Annotated in this window: 20 protein-coding genes; 16 read left to right on the forward strand and 4 right to left on the reverse strand. The window is 61.2% G+C overall.

Annotated elements, in window-relative coordinates:
• The first annotated feature begins 57 nt into the window (after positions 1 to 57).
• On the forward strand, positions 58 to 1179 hold the full coding sequence (locus X773_RS66355; RefSeq protein WP_156937428.1) for a LacI family DNA-binding transcriptional regulator: 1122 nt from the start codon (positions 58 to 60) through the stop codon (positions 1177 to 1179).
• A 334-nt stretch (positions 1180 to 1513) separates the two neighbouring features.
• Positions 1514 to 2371 carry an rRNA adenine N-6-methyltransferase family protein gene (locus X773_RS75125; protein ID WP_084641562.1) on the forward strand — a complete coding sequence of 286 codons (858 nt, stop codon included), beginning with the start codon at positions 1514 to 1516 and terminating at the stop codon, positions 2369 to 2371.
• Between the two features lie 203 nt (positions 2372 to 2574).
• Here the strand turns inward: X773_RS75125 and X773_RS77565 are convergent, their stop codons facing one another.
• Positions 2575 to 2865, reverse strand: coding sequence for a glutathione S-transferase N-terminal domain-containing protein (locus X773_RS77565; protein ID WP_051406218.1), 291 nt, complete (start codon positions 2863 to 2865; stop codon positions 2575 to 2577).
• Between the two features lie 307 nt (positions 2866 to 3172).
• On the opposite strand from X773_RS77565, the gene X773_RS66370 reads away from it, so the two are divergent.
• The 13 genes from X773_RS66370 to X773_RS66420 all read left to right on the forward strand — a co-directional run bounded on the left by X773_RS66370 (position 3173) and on the right by X773_RS66420 (position 12541).
• Complete coding sequence (locus tag X773_RS66370; RefSeq protein ID WP_023679275.1) at positions 3173 to 4381, forward strand: hypothetical protein; 1209 nt, start codon at positions 3173 to 3175, stop codon at positions 4379 to 4381.
• A gap of 2 nt (positions 4382 to 4383) precedes the next feature.
• Entirely contained in the window at positions 4384 to 5112 is a 729-nt protein-coding gene (locus X773_RS66375) for a hypothetical protein (protein WP_023679276.1), read from the forward strand.
• A 699-nt stretch (positions 5113 to 5811) separates the two neighbouring features.
• Complete coding sequence (locus tag X773_RS76690) at positions 5812 to 5988, forward strand: hypothetical protein (RefSeq protein WP_023679277.1); 177 nt, start codon at positions 5812 to 5814, stop codon at positions 5986 to 5988.
• Positions 5989 to 5992: 4 nt separating this feature from the next.
• Positions 5993 to 6238, forward strand: coding sequence for a DUF982 domain-containing protein (locus X773_RS66380; RefSeq protein WP_023679278.1), 246 nt, complete (start codon positions 5993 to 5995; stop codon positions 6236 to 6238).
• 233 nt (positions 6239 to 6471) lie between these two features.
• Positions 6472 to 6717, forward strand: coding sequence for a DUF982 domain-containing protein (locus X773_RS66385; RefSeq protein WP_023679279.1), 246 nt, complete (start codon positions 6472 to 6474; stop codon positions 6715 to 6717).
• Positions 6718 to 6877: 160 nt separating this feature from the next.
• Positions 6878 to 7090 (forward strand): DUF982 domain-containing protein, encoded by a 213-nt coding sequence (locus X773_RS66390; RefSeq protein WP_023679281.1) that lies wholly within the window; start codon positions 6878 to 6880, stop codon positions 7088 to 7090.
• A gap of 8 nt (positions 7091 to 7098) precedes the next feature.
• Positions 7099 to 7344: a DUF982 domain-containing protein gene (locus X773_RS66395; RefSeq protein WP_023679282.1), complete on the forward strand. Its 246-nt coding sequence runs from the start codon at positions 7099 to 7101 to the stop codon at positions 7342 to 7344.
• Between the two features lie 35 nt (positions 7345 to 7379).
• On the forward strand, positions 7380 to 7688 hold the full coding sequence (locus tag X773_RS0139085) for a DUF982 domain-containing protein (protein ID WP_245274793.1): 309 nt from the start codon (positions 7380 to 7382) through the stop codon (positions 7686 to 7688).
• A 54-nt stretch (positions 7689 to 7742) separates the two neighbouring features.
• Complete coding sequence (locus X773_RS66400) at positions 7743 to 8450, forward strand: TetR/AcrR family transcriptional regulator (protein ID WP_023679284.1); 708 nt, start codon at positions 7743 to 7745, stop codon at positions 8448 to 8450.
• Positions 8451 to 8561: 111 nt separating this feature from the next.
• The gene (locus X773_RS66405; RefSeq protein WP_023679285.1) at positions 8562 to 9425 is read left to right on the forward strand and encodes a TauD/TfdA family dioxygenase; all 864 of its coding nucleotides are present in this window, start codon (positions 8562 to 8564) and stop codon (positions 9423 to 9425) included.
• Between the two features lie 24 nt (positions 9426 to 9449).
• Positions 9450 to 10397 (forward strand): sugar ABC transporter permease, encoded by a 948-nt coding sequence (locus X773_RS66410; RefSeq protein ID WP_084641568.1) that lies wholly within the window; start codon positions 9450 to 9452, stop codon positions 10395 to 10397.
• Entirely contained in the window at positions 10387 to 11223 is an 837-nt protein-coding gene (locus tag X773_RS66415) for a carbohydrate ABC transporter permease (RefSeq protein WP_023679287.1), read from the forward strand. Before X773_RS66410 ends, X773_RS66415 begins: the two co-directional genes overlap by 11 nt.
• 28 nt (positions 11224 to 11251) lie before the next feature.
• Positions 11252 to 12541, forward strand: coding sequence for an extracellular solute-binding protein (locus X773_RS66420; protein ID WP_023679288.1), 1290 nt, complete (start codon positions 11252 to 11254; stop codon positions 12539 to 12541).
• A 165-nt stretch (positions 12542 to 12706) separates the two neighbouring features.
• Here X773_RS66420 and X773_RS66425 read toward each other — a convergent pair whose 3' ends face one another.
• From X773_RS66425 to X773_RS66435, 3 genes are all read right to left on the reverse strand, one after another.
• Positions 12707 to 12988, reverse strand: a complete 282-nt coding sequence (locus tag X773_RS66425; RefSeq protein ID WP_023679289.1) for a hypothetical protein — start codon at positions 12986 to 12988, stop codon at positions 12707 to 12709.
• A gap of 266 nt (positions 12989 to 13254) precedes the next feature.
• On the reverse strand, positions 13255 to 14331 hold the full coding sequence (locus X773_RS66430) for a tartrate dehydrogenase (protein ID WP_023679290.1): 1077 nt from the start codon (positions 14329 to 14331) through the stop codon (positions 13255 to 13257).
• An 80-nt stretch (positions 14332 to 14411) separates the two neighbouring features.
• Positions 14412 to 14885 carry a phosphatidylglycerophosphatase A gene (locus tag X773_RS66435; protein WP_023679291.1) on the reverse strand — a complete coding sequence of 158 codons (474 nt, stop codon included), beginning with the start codon at positions 14883 to 14885 and terminating at the stop codon, positions 14412 to 14414.
• Positions 14886 to 15234: 349 nt separating this feature from the next.
• On the opposite strand from X773_RS66435, the gene X773_RS66440 reads away from it, so the two are divergent.
• Complete coding sequence (locus X773_RS66440) at positions 15235 to 15861, forward strand: CDP-alcohol phosphatidyltransferase family protein (RefSeq protein WP_023679292.1); 627 nt, start codon at positions 15235 to 15237, stop codon at positions 15859 to 15861.
• The last annotated feature ends 8 nt before the right edge of the window (positions 15862 to 15869 follow it).

A 15869-nucleotide genomic window follows, 5' to 3' on the forward strand; every position in this document is an offset into this window, starting at 1 on the left:
GGTGTTCGGCCTTGCGGGGCGGGATTAACTGCCGCTAGGTCGCCGTCACGCGTGCGCATGGGCGGCGGGGTTTGCCGAGTGACTCAAGGATCGTCGAAAAACGCAACTATCATAGAGGTCGCTCGCCGGGCCGGGGTGAGCTCCGCCACCGCGGGGCGTGTCCTTGGTGACTACGGCTACAGCAGTCCTGAGGTTCGGGAGAAGGTGCGCGCCGCGGCAGCTGCGCTGGGCTATCGCCCCAATCGCCTGGCCAAAGGCCTGATCACCGGTAAGACGCAGACTATCGGAGTTGTGGTAGGCGACATCGAAAGCCCATTCTACGCCAGCGTGCTGCGCGGAATAGGGGATGTCGCGCGCCGTGGCGGCTTCGGGGTTATCGTTACGAATAGTGACGAAAATGCCGACCTCGAGCGAGAGGCGGTGCAGTTGCTGCTGGAAAAGCAGGTCGATGGGTTGATCGTCTCATCGACCTTCGTGGACGAGCCGGATCATCTTCGTGAAGCAGTCGCGGCCCGCTGCCCCGTCGTGCAGTTCGACCGCATAGTAGCGGGCCTGGAAACCGATTCAGTCGTGGTCGACAACGTTTCTGTAACGCGTAACAGCATCGCGGCCATGATCGCCGCCGGACACAGCCGCATCGGAATACTGGCGGAACTCGGGCCGGGCCACCGCGATGATGTTGGCTCCTTTGTGGCGAACGTTGATCTCTCCAGCTTCGATGTTCGCTACCATCATCCAAGCTGGCAACGATTGTTGGGTTATCTCGAAGCCCATCGTGCCGCAGGTATCGACCCGGATCTGCGGTTGATCCGCCGCGTAGCGGTCTATTCTAGCGAGGCAGCTCGCAAGGAGGCGCTTGATCTGCTGACAATGCGCAATATGCCGTCCGCTCTATTTACCGCCGATGGTGTGATGTCGACAGGCGTTCTGGAGGCGACTTCCGCACTAAAGCTTGCGATTCCAGGAGACGTTTCGCTGCTTTGCTTCGACGATCTCGATTGGATGCAGTTCGTGGCCCAGGGTATCACAGCCATCGCCCAGCCGGCGCATTTGATCGGGGCGGCGGCGGCGGAGCTTCTGTTGAAGAGGTTGGCGGAGGCCACGTTACCCTTCGAGCATCGTGTCCTGGCAGCCCAGATCGTGGAACGAAATTCCATTGCCGTGCATGGCCAATTGTAGGTTGGATCATCCGAGGTCCCGCAGCAGGTGCGTCCCTGACATTTCAAGCTGTGGCTGCGTTGACCCAAAACGGTCGTGCTTCATTCTGGAAAACATCGACAAGTTAGTTTGAAATCGCTCACCTGGAACCGACGCGCCATTTTCGGTTTACACTGCGAACGCCAGCAGCCGGGCGGGTCGAGGGGCGGAGAGGGCAGGGCGCTCGGCAAAGCAGCGGTCGAAGGCAAACTGACAGCGGGCATCGCCCCGCGATGTGAGGACAGCGACCCTTTGCCGCCGTTCGGTTTTCTGAGAGCATCACAGAGTACGCACAATCCGGGAGCCGATATATTCCATGCCAACAAGAACCGATGTTAGTGAAGCGCGCCGGTGGTTTGCCGAAGACCTGCGTGTCTCATCGCCTGTCTTGCACAACCCTGCAGTCATCGAGGCCTTCGCAAAGGTTCCGCGCGAACAGTACCTTGGCAACGGGCCTTGGCGTATCCATTCGAGATTGCAAATCGGGGCGGTCCATACCAGCCCTTCAGCCGCACTTCACGAGATTTACCACGACGTTCTGGTCTCGCTTGACGAAAAGCGCGGATTAAACAGCGGCTTGCCGTCGCTTTGGGCATTGGTTTTCGACCATCTGAACGTCGCCGCCGGCCAGACTGTCCTTCAGGTGGGTGCTGGTGTCGGCTATTTCACCGCCATCCTCGCTGAACTGACGGGTTCTGAAGGCCGCGTGATTGCATATGAGATCGACGAAGAACTGGCCCGGCGAGCGCAAAGCAATCTTGCTCATTATGCCCATGTAGAAGTGATATCCGGTGATGCAACGCAGGCAGTCGATCTGCCAAACCTCGATGTCGTGGCCGCCTTTGCCGGAGTGACGCACGTGCCGGAACGGTGGCTTTCAAATTTGTCCGACAAGGGTCGGATGGCGCTGCCGTTCACAGGTGAAGACCAACGAGGCTTCATGATGCTTCTGGAAAGGGCTGGCCGTGCGTTTCCTGTAAGATCACTTATGCCATGCGGGTTTTACCCCTGCAGCGGAGCTAGGCGCAGTGACGAAGAAAAGGCGTTGATGGCCGCTCTAAAGGCTGCGCGAGGCAAGGTCACTGGTCTCGCGCAATACCATCGAGGACGACCAGCAAATGGCCTCGAGAACGCTTGGCTAGTTGCCGACGCATATTGGATTTCGAAAGCCTAGAGATCGATATCAATCTCGCATGTCACCGTCGTAGGGTGTGGCACGCATTGAAGGGCGTTGCACGAAGGATCTATACCGTCAGTCGTGGCCTCCCCTGCAAGAAGTCGGGCAATCTCCGGAATTCCAGCCAGCTTAGACAAGTGGCGAGCGCGATGTGGCCGACATGGAGCGGCGCGTCGAATTCGACCTCGCGTTCCACAAAGTTATAGAATTTCGATGAGCTTCATCGTCATGCCTGCGCCCAAGGCAGGGTAACGCAGATGTTCAGGGCGGCGCTCGTTTTCCCAGCGGATGGAAATGCCTGCGTCGCACATGCCGCCGGCGAGCGCCTGGAGGCGCAAGGCGGACCATTTTGCTCGCCCTCTTTCGGGGATGAGCCGACGACTGCTTTCGAGATCGTCGAGATAGCCGCAGATTACGCTCGAATCGAAGATCGTATAACCGTCATTGAGAACGAGAACGGGCACTTTGCCAAGCGGATTGATCGCAAACACATCCTCGTTGCGATTGATGGGGCTCGTCCTCCTCCAGAGCGTGACCTCCAGTATCTTGGAGGCTCTGGAGTGACCAGACAGAGCCGTTTTGAGCAGGGCAGCCTTTCGGGGTTTCAGACAACCCCCAGAGTAAATGAACGAAAGTTCCGTTCGTTCGAATGATGATAAGTAAGGAAATAGGAGACAGGCTTTACGCCTTATTCGGTGCCTTGGCGTTGCCGAGGGTGCTTCACTAGCATTGATCCAGCGCCGCGCGCATAAGTGGAGAATACAATAGCGGTGAGGCCGCGGTCGGTGAGGTTCAGTGATGAATCATCTGCAGATACGCGGCAGGGGGTGTAGCGCCATGCTATCCCTCGTTCCGTTATGCCTCGTTCTGCTGTTGGCGTCTCCGGCAAATAGTCAGTTGGCGCCCGAAGCGTCAGCTGTTGCCGCAGCTAACGACAGCTCGTCGGTCGTGGTTTCCGAACACACCGAGGTCGACAAAGAACCGGGCAAGCCGCAACCGAGCGCGCTCGGATCCTATATATCTGGAGAGCTGGTGCTCAGCGAAACACAGGCACTCAAGGAGGGCGCGCAAACGCCGCTCGGCGAGCATGAGGAGGGTTTGCGCCGCGAATTGGCCGCAGCACGAGCGGAGCTAGACGTTATGCAGCGCGGCGCACGTGACCTAAGCGCCCAGGCACACGTACTGGCAGACACGGTGGCTCAGCAAGCACAAGCCCTAAAAGAGCAGCAGCGAACAGACGAAGCGCTCGCGCTCGATCTGGAGACGGCGCAGCGCGTTATCGAAAGCTACAGGGCCGAAGCCAGTCTCTGGAACAACGAGAAGGCTGCCACGCTTGGAGCGCCCCCCTCTATGGAAGTCTCTCAGCTTGCTGCCAAGCGAGCGCTTGATGACGAGCGGCACAAGGTTGAGCTCTTGGAACAAGAACTTACTACGGCTCGCCAAACGATCGATGCTCTTAAGGCAGGCGCAAATCTGGCAGCCGTCGAGCAGGCCAACGCCATAAGGGACCGACAGGTGGCCGAGGCCGCTGTAAAGCAAGCTCGAGAAGCACTCGAACTGGGACGCGAACGAGCAGATTCAGCTGTACGAGCCCTCGCCATCGTTCGCAAGGAACGCGATGCTTTAAAGCAGAACTCGATAGAATTGAGTGCGGCGCTGGACCAAGAGCGTGAAAGGGCTATCGGTCTAGCCCGCAGCCTCAGTGCCGCGCGTGAGGCAATTGATATTGTCAAGGGTAAGCGTCGCACTGCGGCTGTGGAGCGCGCGCCGAAAGCACGTACCCCCGCGAGTGCACATGCAAGTAGGTTATCGCGTTCGGGCGCCCAACCAGTCCGGCAAACCGGGCTTGCCGGAAAAACAGAAAGTGAAGGTCCAAAAGTCACCGCAACCTGTTCTGCTGTCAACCATCGCTCTTCCCGCCGCATTGCTCCCAACGCGACCACCGAAAAAGCTCGACCTAGGCCAGTGAAGAATCGTGAGCGAAATGTATGCCGCAGGGGAGTATGATAATGAAAAAATACGTCGCAGCCGCGTTGACGATCGGGATCGCAATCGGGCCTGCCTCGGCTCTTGATGCAGGTGTAGGCGGCAATGTTGGCGGTGCCGGGGTCGGTGCTGGAGTGAGTGCCGGTTCGCAAGGCGTATCTGTGGGGGTGGGCACGAGCGTCGACGGTGTAGGCGGAGCAAGCGTTGGAGCTTCGGTCGGCGCAGATGACGGCTCAGTCGACGCAAGCGTTAGTGCCAGCGGCACCGTAGGTGACACAGGCGGAGGGATTTCGACGGATGTCGGTGTGGGCGACGATCCAGCCGCCGAAAACGAATCGGTTACCGCTCCCGGTAGTCCGGCCGCAGCCACCACAGCCACTGCCTCTGCCAAGACCGCCAGGCAATCGATCGTCCTGCCACCCGTCCTCCTGCCCTCTAAACCTGGTGACGGTGGGTCCGAGCGGGTCACCAAGGGCTATCCCGCTGAGTTTCTGGCACCGCTGAAAGCGAAAACCGGTACGCCAGCCGCAGCGGTGCGCGCCTGCCGCGCGGCGATCGTGTCCGCTGCGACGCCGCTTGGCGCCGTCCGTGTCCACGCGGTAAGCGCAGGTGCCTTGCGTCAACGTCGAGGCGCACTCACGGCGCCGATCGAGGTGCGAATAGACTACGCTAGACAAGGTGGCATCGAAGTCCGGCAGGCGCAAGTCAGTTGTCGCCTCGATGCGTCGGGCAGGGTCACTGCAATAATATAGCAGCCAAGCCTGTAAGAGGGACACACGGCGCTTAGCCGAGGTCGCTCGTGTTGGCTCGGTGATCAACCAGCGCCCGCGAGTGTGAGTTTCCTAGCCTCGACCTGTGGCCGCGCGCGCGTGCGTACTGGTCGCAAGACCTATCAAGAAGCGGACTCGCTGATATCGGAACAATCCTGACGAAGCATCGGCAGCCTTTGTCCCTAGACGGTGCGCCTGCCGTGCCCAAGCCCTCTTGGCGCACCGCCCAGGTGATCGTCATGACCAATGACAACCATGCTGTCCCCAGTCGTCGGGTTGGGCAGGAACGGCTTGCGAACGCCGCGACACCGTCCATCTCGAGCGTCCCTTCATGGCATGCCTTGCAGGGAGTCACTTCCCCGCCCTTCGGTCGCCACTTGCCATCGAACAGACCCTTGGCGGCACGTGGTCGATGTCGACGCCGCGAGCCGATCCGGCACAATAGATGCAGAACGGCTGCTGGCTGCGTAACTTCTGGCTCAGGCTCACGATGTTGGGTTCCAACTTCTCTGACGGGGATTGTTAGGGCCTCGCCAGTGGGAAACGAAGGGCGCGCGGGGGGCCTCGCGCGAGCCAGTTATCCGATCACCCGCCCAGATTTTTGTATCAAACATTCTGGCCCCCTTAAGGAACAAATCCGCTCGAGGTGCAGTTCGGTCCTTTTAAGATGTAGGCCCGAATGTGGTTGAAATCGATAAAGCCAAACAGAAGGTTATTGCCGAAATTGTGCGGCGGTGGATCACCTCAGAGGTAATCCGTAATTACCTTCGCAACCTGCTAAATCTGCGTGTAGAACGGGAACTGCGGGCTGAGCAAAGGTATTTGCTGGAGGAACTTGATAAGGTCGACAAAGAGTGACCGCATGACCCTCCACTGGTTCAACCCTCCGGTCCCCGTCAAGACCGAGCGTCCCGGGATCATCCACAACGTCAACAACGCCGAGGCAGCCGGCGAGGAGCTGATGAAGTGGACCAAGCGTGGCCCCTGCTGGGACCTCGCGGTGCGCGTTTGCATGGCCGTGATTTTCGACGAGATGGAACCTGAGGAGGCCCGCAAGGCATTCCTGGCGGCTGCAAAAGAGGAGGGGACATTGCTCCTCCCCCAATGAGAACTAGCTAAATTGGATGCGGTATAAGCTTCTAGGTGTCTATTACCAACACCGCCTTCGCGCGAAAGGAGCCCGCCGCCAGTGAGGGAGAGGCGACGGACCCCCCCACAGCGGCTGCACATCCACGAAGAATCCCGCTGCCACCTCTAAACCCGCGAGGGCCTACATCGTTCCCTTAGCTGCGGCTAAAGCGGGGTTGGTCAGCGGGCTCTTGCCGCTCTAAGTTCCCCCTTATGGGTCCTCTCTGGTTCTCTCCACCGGTCTACGTGAAGACGAAACGTCCGGGCATTCGCAATGGGGTCAGCCACGTCGAGGGAGCCGCCGAGGAACTCATGGGGTGGGACACAAAGGGCCCGAAGTGGACCAAGGCGGTCCAATCCTGCGTCGATGCGTTCCAGGGCAGCGCCTCCCCCCAAGAGGTGCGTGAAGCCTTTGAGGCGGCTGCCAAGGAGGCCAACGTGTATCTCTCCCCTGAGTAGGAGGTATCATGGCGCCCATCTGGTTCGTCCCTCCGGTGTTCGTGAAGACTGAAACCGGTGTCAGGCATGGCTGCAACAATGCGAAGGAAGCCCTTGAGCAGCTCAAGATGTGGACCCGGCGAGGGCCTCGCTGGCATAAGGCGGTGACCANCCGGTCTACGTGAAGACGAAACGTCCGGGCATTCGCAATGGGGTCAGCCACGTCGAGGGAGCCGCCGAGGAACTCATGGCGTGGGACACAAAGGGCCCGAAGTGGACCAAGGCTGTCCAATCCTGCGTCGATGCGTTCGAGGGCAGAGCCTCCCCCCAAGAGGTCCGTGAAGCCTTCGAGGCGGCTGCCAAGGAGGCCAACGTGTATCTCTCCCCTGAGTAGGAGGTATCATGGCAACCCATTGGTTCGTCCCTCCGGTGTTCGTGAAGAGTGAAACCGGCGTCAGGCATGGGTGCAACAATGCGAGGGCAGCCCTTGAGCAGCTCAAGACGTGGACCCGGAGAGGACCTCGCTGGCACAAGGCGGTGACGCTGTGCCTGTCAGATCTGGAGGGCGATCCGATTGACCCTCAGGTCGTCCGAAAGGCCTTTGAGGCTGCCGCCAAGGAAGCCAAGATGTATCTCTCCCCTGAGTAGGAGGTGTTGTGGCAACCCATTGGTTCTCCCCTCCGGTGTACGTCAAGACCGACCGACCTGGGGTCACCTGCCGGTGCAACAATGTCGAGGGTGCCGCCGAGGAACTCCTGAAGTGGACCAAGATGGGGCCCAAGTGGCGGAAGGCTGTGCAACTATGCATCGAAGCCGGCGAGGATCGGGCGACCCCCGAGGAGGCTCGTAAGGCCTTCGGGGCTGGTGCTAAGGAGGAGGAGGGGATGTTCGTGCGAAACGTTGAATGTCGCGAACTGGCGCAAATTAGTTCCCACCTGAGCGTAGAAGAAGATCCATGTACGACGGGTACATCCCATGACATTGTATGGTAGCAACGCTGATCGCGTCTGTGCCGACCGGCGGCGGACGGTTGCAGCACGTTTCGTATGCTGATTGTCGCGATGGCGAGCGGCATGGATTTTGGAAGGGATATGAGAGCCAGCACTTCAGGACCTCCCGGTGACGAGGCGTACTCCACCCGCAGCAGAATCAAAGAGGTCGCGGCCGAGTTCTATGTCCTGCGCGGCCACGACGGTTTCAGCTTCGGCGATATAGCGATCGCGATCGGCACGACGCGTGCCAACATCCACCATCACTTCGGCAACAAGCGTCAATTGATGGAGGAATTGATCGCGGACTTCGCCGCCAACGCCGAGGCCCGGATCAAGCGCTTCTGGACGACGCCCGACATTCGGTTCTTCGACCGGCTCGATATGCAGCTCGAGGATCTGCGCCGCTTCTATGAGCATTTCAACGCTGAGACGGGAGCCCGCAATATGTGGAGCCCGCTTTCGCGCCTTCGCCACGACCTCCCAGTTCTCGGCGAACCAGCCGAACATGCCCTCGAGCGTGTCAACCGGGTCTATGAACAGAGCCTACGCCATGCGGTGGACCAGGCTGTGAAGGATGGAGAATTTTCTCCCGACACGCTCAGGGACGAGCTCGTGCACATGCTGCGCATTACCCTTCTGTCCTGTCCACCGACGACGCAGGACACCGGAAGCTTCGACGAGGTCGCTAGGACCTTCGCAGCACTGGCCGCGATCATCCGCGCCGCTTGGCAGGATGCCGGGAAGGGCTCGGGTCGAGGCTAGACATCCGGTGGATCAAAGCGAGGGTGAGTTGACAGCCTTTGGCTTTCAAGTTACTTACTTACAGGTAAGTCAGCCCATGATGGCGACGAGGCGCGTTTTAGGGAGGATCACGTGCTGCGCGATGATGCATTCACCCGTTTCGAGGTCAGCCCCTTCACTGGGGCGCTCGGTGCAGAAATTCGTGGGATCGATCTGGCGAGCGCGAGCGAGGATGCCTTCCAGGACGTTCGCCGCGCGCTCTACAAATATCATGCGCTCGCCGTGCGCGATCAGGAGCTTGACGCCGCCGGCGTCCACAAGGTCGGCCGCCGGTTCGGACCATTTAGCGGCAATCCGGTGCACACGCCGATCGACGGCTTCGACGATATTGTGCGCTTCGTGCGCGAGCCGGACGACACGGGCAAGGTGATCGGCGAGGACTGGCACATGGACCTCGCCTGGCTACCGAAGCCACCGGGCATTACGATCCTCTACGGTGAAGAGGTGCCGCCGGTTGGCGGCGACACCTGCTTCTCCAGCCTCGAGAAGGCATATGACTCGCTTTCGCCGCGGCTGGTCGAGATCCTGCAAGGGCTGACGGGCGTTCATAGCGGCCGCGGGGTCTTCGCCATCAACGCGGCCCACAGCCGGCTCGGCGTCAAGGCCGATGTCGAGGCGATCGAGAATGCCGTCGTCGAGCATCCTGTGATCTGTCGCCACCCCGAGACTGGCCGGCGCTATGTCTTCGTCAGCAGCGTGATGACCAATTTCAAGGGGATGACGGAGGAAGAAAGCAAGCCGATGATCGACTTCCTGATGGCGCGGGCTGTCCGGCCCGAGTTCAACTGCAGGCTGCGTTGGGAACCGAAGACGCTCGGTATGTGGAACAATCCCCATGTCCTGCACACCGCCATCAACGATTATCCCGGATATCGCCGGGTGATGTACAGAACAACGGTGGAGGGCACCGTTCCACTTGCCGCCGGGGACGGCTGACACGCAACCGCTCAGGGAGGAGCAATGGCATTTGGTTCCGAGGCGTCCGTCGGCCATAGGGGGGAAGGGGCGGCGGAAGCGGCTGGCGAGACCAAGAGGCGGCGCTTCGCGTTTTCGCCTGCCTACCTCTATGCGACGCCCGTGCACCTCCTGGTGCTTGGGATCATCGTGCTCCCCGCCATCTTCGTCCTGTGGCTGAGTTTCGAGGCCTCGTCATTCGGCCAATCGGCAACCTTCGTTGGGTTCGATAACTATATCCGCGTCCTCACCGATCCCTATTTTTGGGGTTCGGTCTGGAACACGGTCCTCGTCGTCGCCGTGGCGGTTCATATCGAACTGCTGCTCGGCCTTGGCCTGGCCCTGCTTTTCGCCTCCGGGCTTCCCCTCCAGCGCGTCATGCTCGTCGTGGTGCTCGCTCCCTACGCCATCAGCGAGGTGACGGCGGTCGCAATGTGGCGCTTCCTGTTCGATCCAGACGTCGGCCCGATCACGCTGATGCTGCGATACACCGGTCTGCCGACGCTCGACTGGACGTTCATCCCTTCTCACGGCCTCATCCTCGTCGGCCTGCTCACGATCTGGTTGCACCTGCCATTCACATTCATCATCCTCTATGCGGCACGGCTCGCGGTTCCGAAGGAGCTCTACGAGGCTGGGCGCACCGACGGAGCCAATGCGTTCCAGCTCTTCCGCAACATCACGCTGCCGCTTCTGGCGCCAGCGATGCTGATCGCGCTGCTGTTCCGCTACATCTTCGCCTTCCGCCTCTTTTCCGAGGTCTGGCTCCTGACCCAGGGCGGCCCGGCACGCACGACCGAGGTCGTTTCCGTTTATCTTTATCAGGAAGGCTTCCGCTACAACTCGTTCGGCACGGCGGCCGCGACGGCATGGATGATGGTCGTCATCTCGCTGCTTCTTGCGACTGGCTATGTGTGGCGGCTGCGCAAGGAATCCATGGCCAATGCGTTCTAGGCGTCTCGCTATCGGTGCCGGAAAGATGCTCGCTGTTGCGGCAATCGTCGTCTGGTCATTGTTTCCGATCGGCTTCATCGTGCTCTCGTCGTTCAAACCCGGTCGCGAGATTTTCGCGGTTCCACCGGAGCTCTTCTTCGAACCGACCTTCGAGCACTACGCCTCGCTGTGGCACCGCTGGCCGGCCTTTTTCGACGGGCTCGTCAACAGCCTGGTCATCACCACCGGGGCGACGGCGCTTGCCGTCATGGCAAGTCTGCTCGCCGGTTTTGCCTACTCACGCTATCGAGGCGTCCGTTTCCTGGAGGGATCGGTGATGTTTCTGATCGGATCGCGGCTGATCCCGCCGATCGTCGTGACGCTGCCACTGTTCCCGGTCGTCAATCGGCTCGGGCTCAACGACACCCATCTGGTGCTGATCCTGCTTTACGCGACCTTCTTCGTCTCGCTCGGCACGCTTTTGATGCGGACGTTCATCGATCAGGTGCCGCGCGAACTCGACGAGGCGGCCGTCCTCGACGGCGCGCGGCCGTTGACGATCCTTGTGAAGATCATCTTGCCGCTCGTAGCGCCCGGCATGCTCGCCGTCGCCGTCTTCGTCGTGGTCTTCGCGTGGAACGAGTTTCTGTTCGCCTATATCTTCACCGCCAACCACGCCAAGACCGCGCCTCTGGTCCTTTCGGAGATGATCAGTTCGATCGATGGCGTCGACTGGGGCGTCCTCTTTGCTGCCTCTACCGTCCAATTGCTGCCGGTTCTCGTCTTCGTGGTCCTGATGAACCGGTTTCTCGTCGCCGGATTGACCGCCGGCGCGACCAAGGGGTGACGACGTCACCGAGAAAGGGAGGAAGACAATGCCTTTGCACATGACACGCAGAGCCCTGCTGACGACGGCGATGGCCGCCGGCGCGACGGGTGCCTTGGGTCGGTTGGCCCATGCCCAGGTAAAGACGCTGAACGTGCTTTGCCATCGCGTCCACCAAGCCAACCTGACGACCGGCGCCGCCGGCAATGTCATCAAGCCCTGGGAGGACAAGAACGATGCCCAGATATCCTGGACCACGCTCGACAGCAATCCGCTCCAGGACCGGCTATTCCGGGAGGCGAGCCTGAGCGAGACCGATTTCAACGTCGGCTATGTCATCGACAACCGCATGACGTCGCAGATCGCCTCGCTGTTCGAGCCGCTCGACGATCTCCGGAAAGCCGAGCCGATCGAGGATTTTGACGATATCGCCGAGGGCCTGCGCCAGTCGATGACCGTCGGCGGCAAGCTCGTCGGCGTTCCGGTGCGCCATGCTACGCAGGGGCTTTTCTACAACGAGGAGCTGCTTCAGGAGGCCGGCATTTCGGCGCCACCGAACACGCTGGAGGAGTTGGTCGAGCAGGCGAAGAAGCTGACCTTCACCTCCAGGTCCGGCACGCCCGTCGTCGGCATGATCCTTGCGAGTGACCTCGCCGTCTTCCCGGTCATGTTCGCCCGCGCCTTCGGCGGCGATTTCATCGACAAGCAGTTCAAGGTGGTCCCCGATCCGGAGGCGATGGAAAAAGGCCTGTCCGTGCTTGCCGACCTCTTCAAGGCCGGCGCGCTGCCCCGCAGCTATGCCACAACGCGCAACGACGACATGGTGACGTGGATGCAGCAGGGGCGCGCTGCCTTCGCGGTGCTGCCTTTCGCCCGCTACGCGCAGCTCAACAACAAGGAACAGTCGACCGCACCGGGAAAGATCAAGGCGATCGAGTTCCCCGGCTCCAAAACCCTCAGCAGCGGTCACGAAATGCATCCGGTCGTCGAATCCTGGGCGATGGCCATTCCCGCCAATTCGACGGACAAGAAGCTCTCCTGGAGCTACATCCGCTTCGTAGCGAGCAAGGCCGCCACACTCGACATGGCGCGCAACGGCAATGGCCCCGTCCGCACCTCGACCTATGCCGAGCCGTCGTTCGCCGGGTCGCTGCCGCAGGCGAAGGTCGAGGCTGCCGCGCTCGCCAAAGCGCGACCGGCCTTCCCGGCTTTTCCCGAAGCCGCTCGCGCTCAGTCGACGTTTCTCGAGGAGGTTCAGCTCGCTGTCCTCGGTCGCAAGAGCCCGAAGGAAGCGGTCGCCGCCATTGTCGATCGCGTCAAGCCGCTGATGCCAGCGTAATCGTACGGGCCACGTCGCCAAGTCGCCTGGTACTTGCCAGGCGACCAACCGGCGAGGATCAGCACGGTCGTAAAGTGGTCGTCGGGTGAGGCGATGTTCCATGGACCTGAATTCGATCGCGCGAGCTCAGGACTGCCTGGCAGTGCGCTGGCGCAGATAGCAGGTTCATCGCACCGCCGCCGATATCCCACTACGCGGCATAGGCATGGCCGCTGACCGTGGGCGACTCCCCATGATCGAGGTCGCCTTGGCACGCGTTTGCCGCATTTCGCGGTCGGGCGTGCCGGCCAGCGGATTTCGAGTCTCCATTTGTGCGATCGCGATCTTCTTCTCCTCTGCGCCGACGAAGCATGGTGTCAGGCCGCTGACGCCATAAGCCAACGCCTCGGAATGCCGCTGACCTGCCACGCCTTGGGTGCCAATGACGATCTGATTGACTTGGACCATCGGTGGCCTTCCGCGCTCGGGTTTGAAAGGGGCGGTGCCGCCTTGGTCAGGCCGGACGGCTTTGTCGCGTGGCGGTCAACGCACGGTGTGCCTGATCCTGTAGAGATGCTGATCGAAACACTTGATGGGTTCGGTTTCCACACACAGGCACACGAACACCATCGGTGAGCGGCGGCGAGTGCAGATGCCTCCCGCCTTCGGGCATGACTTCCTTGCCGATGCCAACACTGGGAATGACAGCGATGTCCAGGCGCTTGCTCCTTTTCCTACTCGTTGTCGCCGAGTAGTGCCGCGCAAACCGCTTCGGTGACCTTGTCGGTGGTGGTGATTCCGCCGAGGTCGGGCGTGTGCAGTGAGGCGTCCGCGGTCACGCGCTCAATGGCGCGCATCAGGCGCGCCGCGGCAGTCCGCTCGCCAAGATGCTCCAGCATCATCACCGCCGACCAGAATGTGCCGATCGGATTGGCAATGCCCTTGCCGGTGATGTCGAAGGCCGAGCCGTGGATCGGCTCGAACATCGACGGAAACCGCCGCTCGGGGTTGAGGTTCGCAGTCGGCGCGATGCCGATCGATCCGGCAAGCGCTGCCGCAAGATCCGACAGGATATCGGCGTGAAGATTGGTGGCAACGATCGTGTCGAGCGAGCTCGGATTGAGTGTCATGCGCACCGTCATTGCGTCGACCAGCATTTTGTCCCATGCGATATCCGGGAAATCGGCCGCGACCTCACGGGCGATGTCGTCCCACAGCACCATGCCGTGACGCTGGGCATTCGACTTGGTGACCACGGTCAACAGCTTGCGCGGCCGTGACCGCGCCATCTCGAAGGCGAAGCGCATGATGCGCGTTACGCCGGCGCGGGTGAAGATCGCGACCTCGGTGGCGACTTCCTCGGGCGGGCCGAGATGCGAGCGCCCGCCCTGGCCGGCGTATTCGCCTTCCGAATTCTCCCGGACGATGACCCAGTCGAGATCGCCTGCCGCGACACCACGAAGCGGGCTCTCGATACCGGGCAGGATGCGGGTCGGGCGGACGTTGGCATATTGGTCGAAGGGCTGGCAGATCGCCAGCCGCAGCCCCCACAACGTCAGATGGTCAGGCACGTCAGGTGCGCCGACGGCGCCGAAATAGATGGCGTCGAAGGCCTTCAGCCGCTCAGTGCCGTCCTTGGGCATCATCACGCCGTTGACCTTGTAGTAGTCCGAGCCCCAGTCGAAGTGCTGCACTTCGAGATTGAAACCACCGTCGCGCGTGGCGCAGGCGGCCAGCGCACGAAGGCCGGCTGCTACGACTTCCTTGCCGATCCCATCGCCTGGAATGGCCGCGATTCTATAGCTTCGCATTGGTCCGGTCCTCCCCTTGTGGTGCTAAACTCCCATGGACCATCGTGCTGGCCGTTGGCAGTCGAGACCGAATGTCGCGGTTACGGCAAATGGTTGATCAAACCGTTCAGCAGGAGCAGCAGCACCCCGGCGGCCATAGCCGCAGCCGCATCGTCCATCATGATGCCGGCCCCGCCCCTTACCTTCTCATGCATGATACGGATGGGCCAAGGCTTGACGACGTCGAAAAACCGGAAAGCAAGGAAGCCTGCTGCCCACCACAGCGGGTCGACCGGCAGCATGGAAAGTGTCACGGCGGCGCCGAAGGTTTCATCGATGACGACGATCTGCGGGTCCTCCGTCCCGGTACGGGAGACAACGTGCGACGACGCCCATACGCCGACCGCGAATAGGGCCGCATAGGCAAGCACGGTCAGCCAAGGCGATGCAGGTATCAGAGCCGTGGCAACAGCCACTCCAACCATTGCGCCGGCCGTGCCCGGCCATATTGGAGACAATCCCGCGCCGACAGAGGTTGCGAGCAGGTAGGCGAGCTTGGGTGGAAATTTATGCATCGAGTTTCGGCCGGCGTCCCACGGATGGCAAGCACCATAGTCACATCGTTCGGGTGCTGCCGCCAGACCGCCGGTCGATTTGCGCAACCGTCACAAGGGCATTGCCCAAACGGTGAAATGCCATCGGGCAGTTGTCGCTGCGACCGGAAGTTCTGTTTCGCCGTCAGCTTGGCAAGCACCTTAATCCGTTGGCCGCATTCGCCAAAAGAAATCGCTGTTGCGGCGCGTTGAGAACGTTGCTGAGCCCGGTTCTCCGCCCGCGTTGACCAAGTCGAACGGTAGCGACGGTGGAACAAACCGGCAAATTGCTGGTAAAGCTCCATGAAACGACATCATCAGAGGAGCCGCCATGATCGCCGGTCTCATGAAAAGTCGCATCGACCCGCTGTGGGAGCAGGCCGCCTCTCCGCTGATCGCGATCGGCATGACACCGAACCAGGTTACGGCCGGCGGGCTCGTGCTCGTCGCGCTGTCCTCGGGTGCCTACCTGTACCACGAATCAAGCTTGGCCTTCGGCCTGTGCCTGGCGTTTGCCTTCACCTTCGACGCCCTGGACGGCGCGGTCGCCCGCCGGAGAGATATGATCACCAAGGCCGGTGGCTATTTCGACGCAATGGTCGACCGGTACCAGGAACTGGCGGTCTTTGCGGCAATAGGCTGGGTCGCCGATCTGTGGGCGATCGCAATGTTCGCGTTCGCCGGCGGCATTCTCACGAGCTATGCCAAGGCGCGGACGGCGCTGGAAATCCCTGTCGAAAACTACGGGTGGCCGGATTTCTTCGAGCGGATGGAACGTCTGGTATTCATTTGCGTGCTGCTCGCCGCCGACGGGGTCGCAACCGCCATGGGGGTCGCTTCGCCGTGGATTCTGGTGGGAGGGTTGGCGCTGTACGCGGTGCTGGCCAACGCCACAGCGCTGCAACGGATCAGTCGCGCATGTGCGATGCTCAAACGGGCGGACGGCGAGCAGTCGTGAGACCGCAA

This window comes from Mesorhizobium sp. LSJC280B00, assembly GCF_000502835.1.
Classification (GTDB): Bacteria; Pseudomonadota; Alphaproteobacteria; order Rhizobiales; family Rhizobiaceae; genus Mesorhizobium.

What these genes read in the sequence shown, in the direction of transcription:
- X773_RS66395 (WP_023679282.1), top strand. Translation starts at nt 7,099, where the DNA reads ATGGCAACCCATTGGTTCGTCCCTCCGGTGTTCGTGAAGAGTGAAACC.
- X773_RS66370 (WP_023679275.1), top strand. Translation starts at nt 3,173, where the DNA reads ATGAATCATCTGCAGATACGCGGCAGGGGGTGTAGCGCCATGCTATCC.
- X773_RS75125 (WP_084641562.1), top strand. Translation starts at nt 1,514, where the DNA reads ATGCCAACAAGAACCGATGTTAGTGAAGCGCGCCGGTGGTTTGCCGAA.
- X773_RS66420 (WP_023679288.1), top strand. Translation starts at nt 11,252, where the DNA reads ATGCCTTTGCACATGACACGCAGAGCCCTGCTGACGACGGCGATGGCC.
- X773_RS66385 (WP_023679279.1), top strand. Translation starts at nt 6,472, where the DNA reads ATGGGTCCTCTCTGGTTCTCTCCACCGGTCTACGTGAAGACGAAACGT.
- X773_RS66425 (WP_023679289.1), bottom strand. Translation starts at nt 12,988, where the DNA reads ATGGTCCAAGTCAATCAGATCGTCATTGGCACCCAAGGCGTGGCAGGT.
- X773_RS66440 (WP_023679292.1), top strand. Translation starts at nt 15,235, where the DNA reads ATGATCGCCGGTCTCATGAAAAGTCGCATCGACCCGCTGTGGGAGCAG.
- X773_RS66410 (WP_084641568.1), top strand. Translation starts at nt 9,450, where the DNA reads ATGGCATTTGGTTCCGAGGCGTCCGTCGGCCATAGGGGGGAAGGGGCG.
- X773_RS66380 (WP_023679278.1), top strand. Translation starts at nt 5,993, where the DNA reads ATGACCCTCCACTGGTTCAACCCTCCGGTCCCCGTCAAGACCGAGCGT.
- X773_RS66435 (WP_023679291.1), bottom strand. Translation starts at nt 14,885, where the DNA reads ATGCATAAATTTCCACCCAAGCTCGCCTACCTGCTCGCAACCTCTGTC.
- X773_RS66355 (WP_156937428.1), top strand. Translation starts at nt 58, where the DNA reads ATGGGCGGCGGGGTTTGCCGAGTGACTCAAGGATCGTCGAAAAACGCA.
- X773_RS66430 (WP_023679290.1), bottom strand. Translation starts at nt 14,331, where the DNA reads ATGCGAAGCTATAGAATCGCGGCCATTCCAGGCGATGGGATCGGCAAG.
- X773_RS66400 (WP_023679284.1), top strand. Translation starts at nt 7,743, where the DNA reads ATGCTGATTGTCGCGATGGCGAGCGGCATGGATTTTGGAAGGGATATG.
- X773_RS66415 (WP_023679287.1), top strand. Translation starts at nt 10,387, where the DNA reads ATGCGTTCTAGGCGTCTCGCTATCGGTGCCGGAAAGATGCTCGCTGTT.
- X773_RS66375 (WP_023679276.1), top strand. Translation starts at nt 4,384, where the DNA reads ATGAAAAAATACGTCGCAGCCGCGTTGACGATCGGGATCGCAATCGGG.